This window comes from Azotobacter beijerinckii (genome assembly GCF_900110885.1).
GTDB classification, from domain to species: Bacteria; Pseudomonadota; Gammaproteobacteria; order Pseudomonadales; family Pseudomonadaceae; genus Azotobacter; species Azotobacter beijerinckii.
On sequence record NZ_FOFJ01000001.1, the window covers coordinates 28,730 to 45,683 of the forward strand.

At 63.3% G+C, this 16,954-nt stretch carries 12 protein-coding genes, 2 tRNA genes and 1 pseudogene; 2 read left to right on the plus strand and 13 right to left on the minus strand.

Annotated elements, in window-relative coordinates; all coding sequences use genetic code 11:
- The first annotated feature begins 92 nt into the window (after positions 1-92).
- Positions 93-2,030: an acetate--CoA ligase gene (gene acs, locus BMY22_RS00135; RefSeq protein ID WP_090618605.1), complete on the plus strand. Its 1,938-nt coding sequence runs from the start codon at positions 93-95 to the stop codon at positions 2,028-2,030.
- A gap of 124 nt (positions 2,031-2,154) precedes the next feature.
- Entirely contained in the window at positions 2,155-5,088 is a 2,934-nt protein-coding gene (locus BMY22_RS00140; RefSeq protein WP_090618607.1) for a DUF748 domain-containing protein, read from the plus strand.
- 118 nt (positions 5,089-5,206) lie between these two features.
- Here BMY22_RS00140 and pnp read toward each other — a convergent pair whose 3' ends face one another.
- From pnp to folP, 13 genes and pseudogenes are all read right to left on the minus strand, one after another.
- Entirely contained in the window at positions 5,207-7,315 is a 2,109-nt protein-coding gene (pnp, locus tag BMY22_RS00145) for a polyribonucleotide nucleotidyltransferase (protein ID WP_090618608.1), read from the minus strand.
- A gap of 155 nt (positions 7,316-7,470) precedes the next feature.
- Positions 7,471-7,740, minus strand: a complete 270-nt coding sequence (gene rpsO / locus BMY22_RS00150; RefSeq protein WP_090618610.1) for a 30S ribosomal protein S15 — start codon at positions 7,738-7,740, stop codon at positions 7,471-7,473.
- A gap of 90 nt (positions 7,741-7,830) precedes the next feature.
- The gene (gene truB, locus BMY22_RS00155; protein ID WP_090618612.1) at positions 7,831-8,748 is read right to left on the minus strand and encodes a tRNA pseudouridine(55) synthase TruB; all 918 of its coding nucleotides are present in this window, start codon (positions 8,746-8,748) and stop codon (positions 7,831-7,833) included.
- Positions 8,749-8,751: 3 nt separating this feature from the next.
- The gene (gene rbfA / locus BMY22_RS00160) at positions 8,752-9,141 is read right to left on the minus strand and encodes a 30S ribosome-binding factor RbfA (RefSeq protein ID WP_090618613.1); all 390 of its coding nucleotides are present in this window, start codon (positions 9,139-9,141) and stop codon (positions 8,752-8,754) included.
- Positions 9,142-9,236: 95 nt separating this feature from the next.
- The gene (gene infB, locus BMY22_RS00165; protein WP_090618615.1) at positions 9,237-11,738 is read right to left on the minus strand and encodes a translation initiation factor IF-2; all 2,502 of its coding nucleotides are present in this window, start codon (positions 11,736-11,738) and stop codon (positions 9,237-9,239) included.
- 27 nt (positions 11,739-11,765) lie between these two features.
- Complete coding sequence (nusA, locus tag BMY22_RS00170; RefSeq protein WP_090618617.1) at positions 11,766-13,247, minus strand: transcription termination factor NusA; 1,482 nt, start codon at positions 13,245-13,247, stop codon at positions 11,766-11,768.
- A 47-nt stretch (positions 13,248-13,294) separates the two neighbouring features.
- Positions 13,295-13,753, minus strand: a complete 459-nt coding sequence (rimP, locus tag BMY22_RS00175) for a ribosome maturation factor RimP (RefSeq protein ID WP_090618618.1) — start codon at positions 13,751-13,753, stop codon at positions 13,295-13,297.
- Positions 13,754-13,893: 140 nt separating this feature from the next.
- Positions 13,894-13,970: transfer RNA gene (locus BMY22_RS00180), tRNA-Met, on the minus strand.
- 96 nt (positions 13,971-14,066) lie between these two features.
- Positions 14,067-14,152 (minus strand) — tRNA-Leu (locus tag BMY22_RS00185).
- A gap of 8 nt (positions 14,153-14,160) precedes the next feature.
- Positions 14,161-14,550, minus strand: coding sequence for a preprotein translocase subunit SecG (secG, locus tag BMY22_RS00190; RefSeq protein ID WP_090618620.1), 390 nt, complete (start codon positions 14,548-14,550; stop codon positions 14,161-14,163).
- Positions 14,551-14,552: 2 nt separating this feature from the next.
- Positions 14,553-14,646, minus strand: a pseudogene (locus tag BMY22_RS23545) (triose-phosphate isomerase); the annotation flags it as partial.
- A gap of 95 nt (positions 14,647-14,741) precedes the next feature.
- Complete coding sequence (glmM, locus tag BMY22_RS00195; protein ID WP_090618841.1) at positions 14,742-16,082, minus strand: phosphoglucosamine mutase; 1,341 nt, start codon at positions 16,080-16,082, stop codon at positions 14,742-14,744.
- Positions 16,079-16,942, minus strand: a complete 864-nt coding sequence (gene folP, locus BMY22_RS00200; protein ID WP_090618621.1) for a dihydropteroate synthase — start codon at positions 16,940-16,942, stop codon at positions 16,079-16,081. The genes glmM and folP overlap by 4 nt, the downstream gene beginning before the upstream one ends.
- Positions 16,943-16,954: the final 12 nt, after the last annotated feature.

Sequence of the window (16,954 nt, forward strand, 5' to 3'; positions counted from 1 at the left end):
CCCTCTTCCCACCCTCCTGGCAGACTTGAACCCGGCGACCTGTCGGTCCACGCTTACGAACACCCGCGGACAGACAACAACAAGGAACCGCCATGTTCGAGATCGCCAACCATCCCGTCAGCGACGCGCTGCGCCAGTACAGCTGGCTGAACAATGACGACTACCTGCGCCTGTACCGGCAATCGGTCGAGCAACCGGAGCGCTTCTGGGCCGAACAGGCCAGCACCTTCCTCGACTGGTTCAGGCCCTGGCAGAGTGTCCACCGTGGGGACATGGGCAAAGGCCAGACCAGTTGGTTCGAGGGCGGCCGGCTGAGCGTCGCCCACAACTGCATCGACCGCCATCTGGAACGGCGCGGCGATCAGGTAGCGATCATCTGGGAGGGCGACAACCCTGCCGACTCCGCGCGAATCACCTACCGCCAGTTGCACGAACAGGTCTGCCGCCTGGCCAACCTGCTGAAAAGCCGCGGTATCGGCAAGGGCGACCGCGTCTGCATCTACCTGCCGATGATTCCCGAAGCCGCCTACGCCATGCTCGCCTGCACCCGCATCGGCGCCATCCATTCGGTGGTGTTCGCCGGCTTCTCCCCGGAGGCGCTGCGCGACCGCATCCTCGACGCCGACTGCCGCCTGCTGATCACCGCCGACGAAAGCCTGCGCGGCGGCAAGGCCGTCCCCCTCAAACGCAACGCCGATCAGGCCCTGAAGAGCTGCCCGAAGGTCTCCAGCATGCTGGTGGTACGCCGCACCGGGGGCACAGTCGACTGGGATGCCGGGCGCGACCTCTGGTACCACGAGTCCGTGGCGGGCTGCAGCAGCGATTGCCCGGCCGAGCCGATGGACGCCGAGGCCCCGCTGTTCATCCTCTACACCTCGGGCAGCACCGGCAAGCCGAAGGGCGTGCTGCACAGCACCGGCGGCTACCTGCTGCAGGCGGCGATGACCCACAGGTACGTGTTCGACTACCACGACGGCGACATCTACTGGTGCAGCGCCGACATCGGCTGGGTCACCGGGCACAGCTACATCGTCTACGGCCCGCTGGCCAACGGCGCCACCACCCTGATCTTCGAGGGCGTGCCGAACTACCCGGACGCCTCGCGCTTCTGGCAGGTGGTCGACAAGCACCGGGTGAACATCTTCTATACCGCCCCCACCGCACTACGCTCGCTGATGCGCGACGGCGAAGGCCCGGTCAAGAAGACCTCGCGCGCCAGCCTGCGCCTGCTCGGTTCGGTGGGCGAGCCGATCAACCCGGAAGCCTGGGAGTGGTACTACCATGTGGTCGGCGAGAGCCGCTGCCCGATCGTCGACACCTGGTGGCAGACCGAGACCGGCGCCATCATGATTACCCCGCTGCCCGGCGCCACCCTGCTCAAGCCCGGTTCGGCGACCCGTCCGTTCTTCGGCGTGCAGCCGGTGCTGCTCGACGACAAGGGTAAGGAGATCGAAGGCCCCGGTGCCGGCGTGCTGGCGATCAAGGGCAGTTGGCCGAGCCAGATCCGCAGCATCTACGGCGATCACCAGCGGCTGATCGACACCTACTTCAAGCCCTACCCCGGCTACTACTTCACCGGCGACGGCGCGCGCCGGGACGAGGACGGCTACTACTGGATCACCGGCCGGGTCGACGACGTGATCAACGTGTCGGGCCACCGCATCGGCACCGCCGAAGTGGAAAGCGCCCTGGTACTCCACGACGGGATCGCCGAAGCGGCCGTGGTCGGCTGCCCGCACGACGTCAAAGGCCAGTGCATCTACGCCTTCGTCACCCTGGTGACCGGCCGCCAACCCGACGATACGCTCAAGCAGGAACTGATCGCCTTGGTCAGCCGGGAGATCGGCAGCTTCGCCAAGCCGGAGTTCCTGCAATGGGCACCGCGCCTGCCGAAGACCCGCTCGGGCAAGATCATGCGGCGCATCCTGCGCAAGATCGCCTGCAACGAACTGGACAACATGGGCGACACCTCGACGCTCTCCGATCCCTCGGTGCTCCAGGAACTGATCGACTGCCGCCTGAACCGCTGAGGCAGGCGGCGCAGGCAGGGCGCAGGCGGCTGCCCGGCCTGCAGCGCGGCCGGGTCGGCTTCGGGGAACATCCCTCCCGTGCCATACTCCAAGCCATGTATTGCCGAAAAAAAGATGTTCCCCCATGCCCAAAGGACTGAAACCCGCCCTCGCCACCTTGGCAATCGCACCTGCCCTCTACAGCCTGCTTGGCTTCCTTGTTCTCCCCGGCGTCGCCCTGCAGGCGATCAACCGGCAACTGCCCCGCTTCGTCACCCAACCGGCCAGGCTCGAACGTCTGGAGTTCAATCCCTTTACCCTGGAACTGACCCTGCACCGGCTGCGCCTCGGCGAGGCGGGCAGCGAGCAGCTAGCTTTCGAACGCCTGTACGGCAAGCTGCACTGGGACAGCCTGTGGCGCAATCACCTGCACCTTGCCGAGGTGCGTCTGGAACGCCCGCAGGTGGCCGTGCTGTTCGACCAGCAGGGCGGGCTCAACCTCGCCCGTCTGTTCAAGCTCCCGGCGTCCGCCCCTGCGAGGAAGGAAGGGCCTGCCGGAGCCCCCTTTCCGCTACACCTCGACCGCTTCCTGCTGAGCGGCGGCCAGGTGCATTTCCAGGACCGGCGGCCGAGCGAGCCGGTCGAGGTTCGCTACGACGCCCTTAACCTCGACGTGCATCATCTCGGCACCCTGTCGAACGACACCGCCGAGCTGAGCCTGCAGGCCAGCGGCAAGCAGGTCGGACGGATCGCCTGGAGCGGACAACTCAGTCTGGTGCCGCTGCGCTCCAGCGGCAAGCTGGGCATCGACCAGACCGGCCTGCGCCCCTGGTGGCCCTACGTGCGGGATGCTGCGCCCCTGGTGCTGGAAGACGGTACGCTCAGCCTGAGCAGCGACTACCGGCTGGAGCTGACGGACAGCCTCCGGCTGCAACTGCAGAACGCCGCCCTCAAGCTCGCTCCATTCGCCCTCGCGGCACCGGACGGACGGCCCCTGGCGCGCCTGCAGAGCCTGGAACTCGGCCAGGCTTCGCTGGACCTGGCCAAACGCCAGGTCTCGATCGGCCAGCTGCAGGGCCAGGGACTGGAAACCTGGGCGGCCCGCGAGGCCGACGGCACGCTGGACTGGCAGAAACTCTTCGCCCCCCGCAGCGCCGGACAACCGCCGGGCGGCCGTGCCGGCGATGCGCAGGCCCAAAAGCCCGATAAACCCGACAAAGCATCCGGCAAGTCCTGGCAGATCCTGCTGGCGGATGCCTGGCTGCGCGGCAGCCGGCTGCATCTGGTCGACCGAGTGCCGACGCAGAACGTGGAGTTGCAGATCGGCCCGCTGGACCTGGCCCTGCGCGACTTCGACAGCCTCGGCCAGACCCCCTTCCACCTCGAACTGAACAGCGGCATCGGCCGGCAAGGACGGCTCGAAGCCGCCGGCCAGGTGCGCCTGAGCCCGCTTGCCGCACAACTGCAGATCGACAGCCGCGACCTGGACCTGCGCCCGGCGCAGGCCTACATCGCCCCCTTCATCCGCCTGGAACTACGCAGCGGGCAACTCGACAGCAGCCTGAAGATCGACCTGAAGGACGGCGAACGGCTGGCCCTGCAGGCCGACGGCCGCGCCGCCGTCAAACAGCTGCACACCCTCGATACCCTGAAGAACCGCGACTTCGTCAAGTGGCGACAGCTGACCCTCGAGAACCTCAGCTACCGTCATGGCGAACGGCTTGACATCGAGCGTATCGTGCTCGAACAGCCCTATGCCCGCTTCATCGTCAACGAGAACCTGAGCACCAACGTCAGCGAACTGCTGATCGCCCAAAAGCAAAACCCGCCAGCACAGGCGCCGCACAGCCGCGCGACGAAGCAACCGCCCGCACAGCCGCTGGGCATCCAGGTCGGCGCGGTGGAGATCAAAGACGGTTCGGCCAACTTCGCCGACTTCAGCCTGAAGCCCAACTTCGCTACCACCATCCAGCAGCTCAACGGGCGCATCGGCAGCCTGGACAACCGCCAGCCGAAGCCGGCCACGGTGGACGTCAAGGGCCGGGTGGACCGCTACGCACCGGTCAGCATCAAGGGCAGCCTGAACCCCTTCGATCCGCTCGAAAGCCTGGATATCGCGACCCGCTTCCAGCACGTCGAGCTGACCACCCTCACCCCCTACTCCGGCAAGTTCGCCGGCTACCGCATCCGCAAGGGACGGCTCAACCTAGACCTGCACTACCGCATCGAGAAGGGTCAGCTGAATGCCGAGAACAGCCTGGTTCTGGAGCAGCTGCAACTGGGCGAGCGCGTCGACAGTCCGGACGCGGTGGACCTGCCGATCCGCCTGGCAGTGGCCCTACTGAAGGACAGCCAGGGGCGGATTGCCATCGACCTGCCGGTCAAAGGCAACCTGAACAACCCAGAATTCAGGGTCATGCCCATCGTCTGGCAGACCCTGCGCAACCTGGTGATGCGCACGGCACAGGCGCCGTTCAAGTTCATTGCCGGGCTGCTCGACAGCGGCGAGGCCGATCTCAGCCAGGTCGAGTTCAGTCCGGGTAGCAGCGCACTGGATACCACCGCACAGCGCAACCTGGATATCCTCGGCAAGGCCCTGAAGGAACGGCCGCAGTTGCGCCTGGAAGTCGAAGGCATGAGCGCCCAAGCCAGCGACGGCCCCCTGCTGGCTGAGCAGCGCCTGGAGCGCGAATACCGGAACGGCTACTACCGCCTCCTGCAAGAGCGGGGCGAGCGCGTGCCGGCCAGCGCCGAGGGACTGAAGGTTCCCGAGGAAGAGAAAGGGCCGCTGCTGGAAGGCATCTACCGCAGCCGCCTGAAGCATCAGCCGCCGGCGGAATGGAGTGGGTTGGACCAGGCGCTTCGCGCCGCCAGGCTGCGCGAAGCCGTGCTGGCTTCCTGGGATGACAGCATGCTGCTGCTCCGCCAACTGGCCCAAGCGCGCGCCGCCAGCATCAAGGCCTACCTGGTCGAGCGGGGCGGCCTGGACGACCAGCGCATCTACCAGATGGATGTCAGCGTCAGCGAGGCGCCGGCCGGCGCGCGCGTCGGCGTCCCGCTGCAACTGGCCAGCGAATAGCCAAGCCGGTGAGCCTTCGGCGACGGGGGCTTCCATTATGAGCGGGACGGGCGATCCCGTGCCCAAACGAAAGAGGGCCCCGCAGGGCCCTCTCCTTTACCAGCCGGATATTTCGGCGTCAGACGCCGGAAGCCTCGGCGGCGGCGACGTCCTTGATCGACAGCTTGATGCGGCCGCGATTATCCACGTCGAGCACCAGCACTTTCACTTCCTGGCCTTCCTTGAGCACATCGGTGACCTTCTCGATGCGCTGGTCGCTGATCTGCGAGATGTGCACCAGACCGTCCTTGCCCGGCAGGATGTTGACGAAGGCGCCGAAGTCGACGATGCGCTCGACCTTGCCGACGTAGATCTTGCCGATCTCGGCTTCCGCCGTGATGCCCAGCACGCGCTGCTTGGCGGCCTCGGCGGCCTCCTTGGTCTCGCCGAAGATCTTGATCGAGCCGTCGTCCTCGATATCGATCGAGGCCTTGGTCTCCTCGCAGATGGCGCGGATGGTGGCGCCGCCCTTGCCGATCACGTCGCGAATCTTGTCTTGGTCGATCTTCATCGCCAGCATGGTCGGGGCGTTGGCCGACAGTTCGCTGCGCGACTGGGCGATCACCTCGCTCATCTGGCCGAGGATGTTCAGGCGGGCTTCCAGCGCCTGGTTCAGGGCGATCTCCATGATCTCCTCGGTGATGCCCTGGATCTTGATGTCCATCTGCAGCGCAGTGACGCCCTTGGCGGTACCGGCCACCTTGAAGTCCATGTCGCCCAGGTGGTCCTCGTCGCCGAGGATGTCGGTCAGCACGGCGAACTTCTCGCCTTCCTTGACCAGACCCATGGCGATACCAGCCACCGGCGCCTTCATCGGCACGCCGGCATCCATCAGCGCCAGGGAGGCGCCGCAGACCGACGCCATGGAGCTGGAACCGTTGGACTCGGTGATTTCCGAGACCACGCGCACGGTGTAGGGAAACTCGTCGCCCTTCGGCAGCATGGCCTGCACGCCGCGGCGGGCCAGACGACCGTGGCCGATCTCGCGACGGCCGGCACTGCCCATACGGCCGCACTCGCCCACCGAGAACGGCGGGAAGTTGTAGTGCAGCATGAAGCTGTCCTTGCGCTCGCCTTCCAAAGTGTCGAGCACCTGGGCATCGCGCGCGGTACCCAGGGTGGCCACCACCAGCGCCTGGGTCTCACCACGGGTGAAGAGGGCCGAACCGTGGGTCTTCGGCAACACGCCGACCTCGATCTTCAGCGGGCGCACGGTGCGGTTGTCGCGACCGTCGATGCGCGGCTTGCCGTCGACGATGTTCTCGCGCACGGTGCGGTATTCGATCAGGCCGAAGGCATCCTTGACCTCGCCGACGGATGGCTGGCCTTCGGCTTCACCGGCCAGGCTAGCCACAGTCTGGGCGCGCAGCTCGTCGAGGCGGTTGTAGCGCTCCTGCTTGACGGTGATGGTATAGGCCTGCGAGATCGCCTCGCCGAACCCGGCGCGAATGGCCTCGAGCAACGCGCTCGGCTCGGTCGGCGGCGCCCAGTTCCAAGCCGGATGGGCAGCCTCGGCGGCAAATTCCTTGATCGCCCGGATCACCGCCTGGAACTCCTCGTGGGCGTACAGCACGGCGCCCAGCATCTGATCCTCGGTCAGCTCCTCGGCTTCGGACTCGACCATCAGCACGGCGGATTCGGTACCGGCCACCACCATGTCCAGGCGGGAGGCCTTGAGTTGCTCGTAGGTGGGGTTCAGCAGGTAGCCGGTCTCCTCGTGGTAGCCCACGCGGGCGGCGCCGATCGGGCCGTTGAAGGGAATCCCGGAGACTGCCAGGGCAGCAGAGGTGCCGATCATCGAAGCGATGTCCGGATCAGTCTTCTTGCTGGTGGAAAGCACGGTGCAGATCACCTGCACCTCGTTCATGAAGCCTTCCGGAAACAGCGGGCGGATCGGCCGATCGATCAGGCGCGAGGTCAGGGTTTCCTTCTCGCTCGGACGGCCTTCGCGCTTGAAGAAGCCACCCGGAATGCGGCCGGCGGCATAGGTCTTCTCTTGATAGTGCACGGACAGCGGGAAGAAACCCTTGCCCGGATCGGCCTGCTTGGCGCCGACCACGGTGACCAGTACGGTCACGTCCTCGTCGACGGTGACCAATACGGCGCCGGAGGCCTGGCGGGCGATGCGGCCGGTTTCCAGGGTGACGGTCGACTGGCCGAACTGGAATGTCTTGATAACCGGATTCACGGTATTTTCCTTCTCTTTGTTGCTCGGGGGAAATCCTCAGGAAGGCGGGAGTCGGACCCGGAGGGCTTCCTGAAAAGGGGGAAGCTGAAAGCAAAAGGCTGGAAGCAAGCACGATGTCTCACTTCCAGCCTCCCGCTTCCAGCTTGGCGCGCGCCTTAGCGACGCAGCCCCAGGCGACCGATCAGGGCGCTGTAACGAGTGGTGTCCTTACCCTTCAGGTAGTCCAGCAGCTTGCGGCGCTGGTTGACCATGCGGATCAGGCCACGACGGGAGTGGTGGTCCTTGCCGTTGGCCTTGAAGTGATCCTGCAGCTTGTTGATGTTGAAGGTCAGCAGGGCAACCTGCACTTCCGGGGAACCGGTATCGCCTTCAGCTTGCTTGTACTCGTTGACGATCTGGGCTTTTTCTTCGACGCTCAGTGCCATGATGGGCTCCTAGAGTGAACAGGCCGGGACATCTCCCGTGTTGAGTAGAAAAGGAATGACCGTGCCTGCCGACAGCCACCCTCGCATCGGTCATTCCGACCGAATCAGTCGACGCGGCGCGATGCGCCCGTCGTCGCTCACTTCACCGATACCGATGAAGCGGCCCGTGTGATCCTGCACCCGTACCATGCCGAACCTCGGCGCTTCGGGTGCACGCACCGGCTGCCCGTGCAGCCAGTAGTAGCTGCTGTGTTCAGAGAGCTGCAGCACGGGCCAGTGCTCCAGGCCGCTGTCCGACGGCAGCAAGAAGCGGTCCAGCGCCGCATTGCCACCTTCGGCGTGGGCCTGCTCCAGGGCTTCGAGGCTAACCGTCTGGGCCAAGCCGAAGGGACCGGCCTGGGTCCGGCGCAACTCCGCGACATGCGCCCCGACCCCGAGCCGCTGGCCAATGTCCTCGACCAGGGAACGAATATAGGTGCCCTTGCTACAGGCCACCGCCAGCCGTGCGAACGGCGGCTCGAAAGCCAACAAATCCAGGCGCGCAATAGTAACAGAACGCGCCTCGCGCTCCACTACCTCACCGGCCCTGGCCAGCTTGTAGAGGGGCTGCCCGTCGCGCTTGAGTGCCGAGTACATGGGCGGAACCTGGCTGATCTCACCACGGAAGTCGGCCAGCACCGCCTCTAGCACATCGCGCTCCAACCGCACATCGCGCCGTTCGAGCACCTCGCCCTCGGCATCCCCGGTGGTGGTAGTCACCCCGAGATGCATCAGGGTTTCGTAGCCCTTGTCGGCCTCCAGCAGGTATTGGGAAAACTTGGTCGCCTCGCCGAAGCACAGCGGCAACACGCCGGTGGCCAGCGGATCAAGACTACCGGTATGCCCAGCCTTCTCCGCATTCAGCAGCCAACGAACCTTCTGCAACGCGGCGTTGGAGGTCAGTTCGCGAGGTTTGTCGAGTATCAGGATGCCGTCGACCTTGCGGCGGATACGTTTGACCTGAGCCACGCCTCACTCCTCATCCTTGCCGGGATGCAGACGGTCTTCGGCCACCGCACGCTCGATCAGCGCGGACAGCTCGACACCCCGACGAATGCTCACGTCGTAGGTGAAATGCAACTGCGGCACAGTGCGCAGCTTCATCGACCTGCCCAGCTGCATGCGCAGGAAGCCGGCCGCCTCATTAAGGATCTCAAGGTTCCGCTTGATTTCCTCGGCGCTGTCTTCCTTGCCCATGACGGTGATGAACACCTTGGCATGAGACAGATCGCGAGCGACCTCGACAGCGGTAATGGTGACCATGCCGAGGCGCGGGTCCTTGATCTCGCGCTGGATCAGCAGGGACAGCTCGCGCTGCATCTGATCGCCAATGCGCTGGGTGCGACTATAATCTTTGGCCATATTTCGCTTCTCTCATAAGCCAAAAGCTGGAAGCCGAAAACCGGAAGCCTTCTGGCCTCCAGCTTCATGCTTCCAGCTTCGTGCTTGTGCGCGCGTCAGAGCGAGCGCGCCACCTGGACCTTCTCGAACACTTCGATCTTGTCGCCGACTCTGACGTCGTTGTAGCTCTTCACGCCGATACCGCACTCCATGCCGGCCCGCACTTCGGACACATCGTCCTTGAAGCGGCGCAGAGACTCCAGTTCGCCCTCGAAGATCACCACGTCGTCGCGCAGTACGCGGATCGGGCGGTTGCGATGGACATTGCCCTCGACCACCATGCAGCCAGCGATAGCGCCAAACTTCGGCGAACGGAACACGTCGCGCACCTCGGCGATGCCCAGGATGTTTTCCCTCACCTCACTGCCCAGCATGCCAGACAGCGCCTTCTTGACGTCCTCAATGATGTCGTAGATGACGTTGTAGTAGCGCAGGTCCAGACCTTCCTGCTCGACGATCTTGCGCGCACCGGCGTCGGCACGCACGTTGAAGCCGAACAGCACGGCATTGGAAGCCAATGCCAAGTTGGCATCGCTCTCGGTGATGCCACCGACACCACCGCCGACTACGCGCACCTGCACTTCTTCGTTGCCCAGGTCGCCCAAGGCGCCCTGCAGGGCCTCCAGCGAGCCGCGCACGTCGGTCTTGAGAACGACGTTGAGAGTCTTCTTCTCGTCCTGACCCATGGTTTCGAAGATATTTTCCAGCTTGCCGGCATGCGCGCGGGCCAGCTTGACCTCGCGGAACTTGCCTTGGCGGAACAGGGCGACTTCGCGCACCTTCTTCTCGTCGGCGATCACCGTCAGCTCGTCGCCGGCGTCTGGCGTACCATCCAGGCCGAGGATCTCGACCGGAATCGACGGACCGGCCTCCTTGATCGACTGACCGTTCTCGTCGAGCATGGCTCGCACGCGGCCATAGTTGACACCGACCAGCACCATGTCGCCCTGGCGCAGGGTACCGTCCTGCACCAGCACCGTGGCCACTGGGCCACGCCCCTTGTCCAGGCGCGACTCGATCACCACACCGCGCCCCGGAGCGCTCGGCGTAGCGGTCAGTTCGAGCACTTCGGCCTGCAGCAGCACCGCCTCCAGCAGCTCATCGATACCGGTACCGACCTTTGCCGAAACCGGGACGAACTGGGTGGTGCCCCCCCACTCTTCTGGGATCACGTCACGCGCGGCCAAGTCGTTCTTGATCCGGTCCAGGTCGGCTGCCGGCTTGTCGATCTTGTTGACCGCCACGACGATCGGCACGCCAGCTGCCTTGGCATGCTGGATGGCCTCCTCGGTCTGCGGCATCACACCGTCATCGGCCGCCACCACCAGGATGACGATGTCGGTGGCCTTGGCACCACGGGCACGCATTGCGGTAAACGCAGCATGGCCGGGGGTATCGAGGAAGGTAACCATGCCACGGTCGGTTTCCACGTGGTAGGCACCGATGTGCTGGGTGATGCCACCCGCCTCGCCGGTCGCCACCTTGGTACGACGGATATAGTCGAGCAGCGAGGTCTTGCCATGGTCGACGTGCCCCATGACGGTGACCACCGGTGCGCGCGACTTGGTCTCACCCTCGAACTTGAGGGACTCGGCCAGTTGCTCCTCCAAGGCGTTCTCGCTGACCAGCTTGACCTTGTGGCCCATCTCTTCGGCCACCAGTTGCGCAGTTTCCCGATCGAGCACCTGGTTGATGGTCACCGGGGTGCCCATCTTGAACATGAACTTGACCACCTCGGCGCCCTTGACCGACATCTGCCCGGCCAGATCGGCCACGGTGATGGTCTCGCCAATGGTCACTTCGCGCACGATCGGCCCGGTCGGGCTCTGGAAACCATGCTGGTTGCGCTTCTTCAGCTTGGACTTGCCACCGCGGCCACCGCGGCGACCGAAGCCTCCGCCCTCTTCATCGACATTACGCACTGCCGCACGGGCAACCGGCGCCTTTTCCTTGACCGAGGGACGATGCTGGGCATTCTTACGCTCGCGACGCTCATCGTCGACGTTACGCACCTTCTCCTTCTCCACGCGGCGCGGCTCTTCCCGCTTGCGCTCTTCGGCAGCAGCCGGCGCAGGCACGATTTCGGCCGCTATGCTCCGCGCCGGCTCCGGCGCAGCCGCGACAGCGGCAGCCTGCTCGGCCTGGCGCTGCACTTCCTGCTCGGCGGCACGGCGCTTGGCCTCCTCCTCCACCTTCTGGCGAGCAGCAGCCTCTTCGGCAGCACGCTGCTCCTCCAGCTCGCGCTGCTTGTCGGCCTCAAGCTCGTCCGGGCTACGCTTGACATAAGTCTTCTTCTTGCGCACCTCGACGCTGATGGTCTTGCTACCGGCAACTCTCAAGGTAGTCGTGGTCTTGCGTTGCAAGGTGATCTTTCGCGGTTCCTCTAGCTTCACGCCGTGGCTGCTCTTGAGGTGAGCCAACAGGGCCTGCTTTTCATTATCGGTCACTACCTGCTCGGCGCTGGTATGCGACAGGCCTGCCTCACGCATCTGCTGCAGCAGGCGCTCGACCGGTGTATCGACCACCAGGGCCAGTTCTTTCACCGTGACTTGCGTCATGCATCTCTCTCCTCAGGCCGCTAATACTTACTCGAACCAGTGGGCTCGGGCGGCCATGATCAGCTTGCCGGCACGCTCTTCATCCATGCCGTCGATGTCGAGCAGGTCGTCAATCGACTGCTCGGCCAGGTCTTCGCGGGTAATCACTCCGCGCATCGCCAGCTCAACCGCCAGCTCCTTGTCCATGCCCTCGAGCGAGAGCAGGTCGTCGGCCGGATGGGCTTCCGCCAGCTTTTCTTCAGTCGCAATAGCCTTGGTCAGCAGGCGATCCTTGGCGCGTGCGCGCAATTCGTTGACGATTCCCTCGTCGAAACCATCGATGGCGAGCATCTCCTCCATCGGTACATAAGCAATCTCTTCCAGACTGGTGAAACCTTCCTCCACCAGCACCTGAGCCAACTCTTCGTCAACCTCCAGCTCCTCGACAAAGGAGCGCAGGATGCCGCCGGTCTCAGCCCGCTGCTTGGCCTGGATGTCTGCTTCGGTCATCACATTCAGGGTCCAGCCGGTCAGTTGGCTAGCCAGTCGCACGTTCTGCCCGCCGCGACCGATAGCCTGTGCCAGGTTATCGTCGGCGACGGCAACATCCATCGCGTGGGCGTCCTCATCGACGATGATCGCTGCCACTTCGGCCGGAGCCATGGCATTGATCACGAATTGGGCCGGATTGTCGTCCCACAGCACGATATCGACACGCTCACCACCCAGCTCGCCGGAAACGGCCTGCACACGCGAACCGCGCATGCCGATGCACGCGCCTTGGGGATCAATACGCTTATCCTTGGAGCGCACGGCAATCTTGGCGCGCGACCCCGGATCGCGGGAGGCAGCCTTCACCTCGATCAGCCCTTCAGCGATCTCCGGCACCTCGATGCGAAACAGCTCAATCAGCATGCCCGGCGCGGTACGCGAAAGGATCAACTGAGGGCCGCGGTTTTCCGGGCGAATCTCCTTCAGCAGGGCACGCACCCGTCCACCGACGCGGAAGGTCTCCCGCGGAATGATGTCCTCTCGCGCCAGCAGCGCTTCGGCATTGTTGCCGAGATCGACGATGACATTGTCGCGGGTCACTTTCTTCACGGTGCCGGAAATGATCTCGCCCACGCGCTCGCGATAAGCATCCACCACCTGGGCACGCTCGGCCTCCCGCACCTTTTGCACGATCACTTGCTTGGCGGTCTGCGCAGCGATACGACCGAACTCGATGGATTCGATCTTTTCCTCGAGCACATCGCCCACGCTGGCATCAGGGTTTCGCTCTTTAGCCTCGTCGAGCGTCAACTCGGCAGCAGGGTTTTCCAGCAGATCATCCCCGACGACGGTCCAGCGACGGAAGGTGTCATACGCACCGCTCTGGCGATTGATCTGCACGCGTAGGTCGACTTCGTCCTCGTAGCGCTTCTTGGTGGCAGTGGCCAGCGCCAGCTCCAAGGCTTCGAAAATCACACCAGCCGGAACGCCCTTTTCGTTGGACACCGACTCAACTACTAGCAGTACTTCTTTGCTCATCGTACGCTCGCCTTTCGCAATCCATTGGGATCCGCGGGATCCGCGTCTCAGTCAAAACGGGGGATGATATTGGCTTTATCGATCAGATCGATCGGCAACAGGTATTCGTGGTCGTCCGCCAGCACCACCACATCCTGATCCTCGACGCCACGCAGAAGCCCTTGGAAGTTGCGCCGCCCCTCGAAAGGGGAACGCAGCCGAATTTTCACCTGTTCACCGGCATTGCGGGCGAACTGGTCAAGGGTGAAGAGTGGCCGATCCATGCCTGGAGAGGAAACCTCGAGGGTGTACTCGTTGCTGATCGGGTCCTCCACATCGAGCACACCGCTGATCTGGCGGCTCACCTTTTCGCAATCGTCGATGAGGACGCCATTGGCATGATCGATATAGACCCGCAGCAGCGAGTGTCGCCCCTGCGACAGGAACTCGATGCCCCAACATTCATAGCCGAGCGCCTCGACTACCGGGGCCAGCAAGGCCTGCAACTGTTCTAGCTTGCTCGACACCTGAACCCCTCGCGCATGCTGTGCAAATAAAAAATGGGCGAAACGCCCATTCCCTTAACTATTTTCGCCATGTGCGCCCGTTACCGGCGCTTGCCTCTACCTAGCAAAAAGCCCCTTGAGGAAGGGGCTTCTGCGACAACTGGTTGCGGGGGCTGGATTTGAACCAACGACCTTCGGGTTATGAGCCCGACGAGCTACCAGACTGCTCCACCCCGCGTCAAAAGCTGGAGCGAGAGTATACGTCTGACCAAAACTTCTGGTCAACTAAACTTCCGCCGACAAGAAAGCCCGCTGATCAGCGGGCCTCTTGATTTGGTACCGAGGAGGGGACTCGAACCCCTACAGCCTATGGCCACTACCACCTCAAGGTAGCGTGTCTACCAATTCCACCACCTCGGCAAAAACCTTTACTTTTGCTCGGAAGCTTGCGGCACGTCGACGCTATCATCGACAGGCTTTTGCTGCTCAAGCACCGGCACATCTTCAGCCGCCGGCTTTTTCTGCTGAATCTCCAGCACTGCCGGATCCGGCAGGCCAGCCTGACTCAGCGCACCAGCCTTTTCCTTGGCCAAAAAGCCAAGCCCTAGACTGGTCACAAAAAAAGCGGCTGCTAGTATAGCAGTAACGCGACTCAAAAAGGTAGAGGAACCTTGACTACCAAAAACGGTAGCCGATGCACCAGAACCGAAAGAAGCGCCCGCTTCAGCCCCTTTGCCCTGCTGAACAAGAACTAGCGCGACCACACCCAGCGCTGCCAGCAAGTGAAAGACGACAACGATCGTTTCTGTTTCCAGCATCTTCAGTTACCCGCAGCACGACAAATCGCACCAAACTCATCCGCATTGAGGGAGGCCCTACCAAGCACCCCCCTCGATATCTGGTATACCAAACAACACAGCGTGCATTAACCAAAGCACGATGCATGCATCACTTCATCGCTTAAAGTGGTGGCAGATACTATACAAGTCAGAACTAACTAGCAAGCGAATCAAGCACATACATCCGCAACAATCCTTGCCAAGTGGTCCGCATGGATTCGCACCTGGCTTTCGTCGTCACCTTCAACCATCACCCGCACCAAGGGTTCGGTACCCGACTTGCGCAATAGCACCCGACCGCGCCCCGCCATCTGCTCGCTCACACGCTCACAAGCCTCCTGCACGGCAGGATGCCCAACAGGATCCTTATCGCCGGTATAGCGAACATTGACCAATACCTGCGGAAACTTACGCATCCCCTGGCGCGCCTCAGCGAGCCTCTGCCCACGATGCTTCAGAGCCATCAACACCTGCAGTGCCGCGATGATACCGTCTCCGGTCGTCGCATGATGGCAACAGACTATATGCCCGGAGCTTTCACCACCCAGTTGCCAATTGCGAGCCAGTAGCTCGGCCATAACATAGCGGTCACCGACTTTAGCCCGCACGAAGGGGACCCCCATGTCCTGCAGAGCCAACTCCAGCCCAAGGTTGCTCATCAAGGTACCGACAACTCCCCCACCCTGCAGCCTGCCATGCTCCTGCATGTCGCGCGCGATGAGAAAGAGCAGCTCATCACCATCGACCACCGCTCCAGTGTGATCGACCATCAGCACACGGTCGCCATCGCCGTCGAAGGCGATGCCGAGATCAGCCCGCTGCATGAGCACCTCGGCCTGCAACGCGACGATATCCGTCGAACCACAGCGGTCGTTGATGTTCAGGCCGTTGGGTTGCGCCGCCAGAACCGCTACCTCGGCACCCAACTCGCGGAACACGCTGGGCGCGACCTTATAGGTAGCGCCATGAGCACAGTCCACGACGACCTTGAGACCCGCAAAACTGGTGCCGGTCGGCACACTGCTCTTGCAGAATTCGATATAGCGCCCGGCTGCATCATTGATGCGTGAAACCTTGCCCAAGTGGGCTGAATCGACCACCGACATCGGCGTATCGAGCAACTCCTCAATGATCAGTTCAAGCTCGTCCGGTAGCTTGGTTCCATGCCCGGAGAAGAACTTGATGCCGTTGTCGTAATGCGGGTTGTGCGAAGCACTGATGACGATGCCGGCCTCAGCATGGAAGGTACGTGTGAGATAGGCAATGGCCGGCGTCGGCATCGGCCCGAGCAAGAGCACGTCGGCACCAGCCGCAGAGAGCCCCGCTTCCAATACCGACTCGAACATGTAGCCGGATATGCGGGTATCCTTGCCGACTAGCACACGGCATACACCCTGGCGGCGAAAAGCCTTGCCAGCAGCCCAACCCAGCTTGAGCATGAAGTCCGGCGTGATGGGGTATTCGCCTACCCGCCCACGAATACCGTCGGTGCCGAAATATTTTTTGCTCAACTCTTCCCCCCCCATTCCGCCATCTCCACGGCATCGATCATTCGTACCACCTCGACCGTTTCCGCCACATCGTGCACACGCACGATACGTGCCCCCTTGGCCACAGCCAGTGCTGCCAGGGCCAGACTGCCATTCAGGCGCCGACTGACTTCGCGCCCCAGCACCTGACCGATCATACTCTTGCGGGAGACCCCAACCAGTAGCGGACGACCGAGTTCGTGCAGCATTTCCATGTGCCGGAACAGCAATAGATTATGCTGCAGCGTCTTGGCAAACCCAAAACCCGGATCCAGAAGCAGACGCTCGGCCGGAATCCCCGCCACAGCGCATGCGTGCATGCGCTCGGCCAGAAAACCGCGCACCTCGCCCAGCAGATCCCCATAATGGGGATCCTGCTGCATGGTTCCCGGCTCTCCCCGCATATGCATCAGACAGACCGGCAAACGACTCTCCGCCGCCGCCGCCAGAGCGCCCTCCCGCCGCAACGAGCGGACGTCATTGATCAGGCCGGCGCCGAGACGAGCCGTCTCGCGCATCACCGCCGGGCTCGAGGTATCCACCGAGACGATCACATCCAGCTCGGCCGCAATGGCTTCGACGACGGGCGCGACCCGCTCCAGTTCCTCGTCCTCCGACACCACGCGGGCACCGGGACGAGTCGACTCGCCCCCGACATCAATCAGCGTGGCTCCGGCCTCGACCATGCTTCGTGCATGGTTCAGAGCGGCTTCGACCTCACTGAAACGCCCCCCGTCGGAAAACGAGTCTGGCGTCACATTGAGAATCCCCATCACATGGGAGCGTGAAAAATCAAGAGCCCGGTTGCCGCAAGCTAACCGAGTCAAGGACAACAAGGTCATTTTCGAGTCGTT

Excerpts from the sequence above, each read along its gene's own strand:
- acs (WP_090618605.1), top strand. The coding sequence starts at position 93 with ATGTTCGAGATCGCCAACCATCCCGTCAGCGACGCGCTGCGCCAGTAC.
- BMY22_RS00140 (WP_090618607.1), top strand. The coding sequence starts at position 2,155 with ATGCCCAAAGGACTGAAACCCGCCCTCGCCACCTTGGCAATCGCACCT.
- rpsO (WP_090618610.1), bottom strand. The coding sequence starts at position 7,740 with ATGGCACTGAGCGTCGAAGAAAAAGCCCAGATCGTCAACGAGTACAAG.
- rbfA (WP_090618613.1), bottom strand. The coding sequence starts at position 9,141 with ATGGCCAAAGATTATAGTCGCACCCAGCGCATTGGCGATCAGATGCAG.
- infB (WP_090618615.1), bottom strand. The coding sequence starts at position 11,738 with ATGACGCAAGTCACGGTGAAAGAACTGGCCCTGGTGGTCGATACACCG.
- nusA (WP_090618617.1), bottom strand. The coding sequence starts at position 13,247 with ATGAGCAAAGAAGTACTGCTAGTAGTTGAGTCGGTGTCCAACGAAAAG.
- secG (WP_090618620.1), bottom strand. The coding sequence starts at position 14,550 with ATGCTGGAAACAGAAACGATCGTTGTCGTCTTTCACTTGCTGGCAGCG.
- folP (WP_090618621.1), bottom strand. The coding sequence starts at position 16,942 with ATGACCTTGTTGTCCTTGACTCGGTTAGCTTGCGGCAACCGGGCTCTT.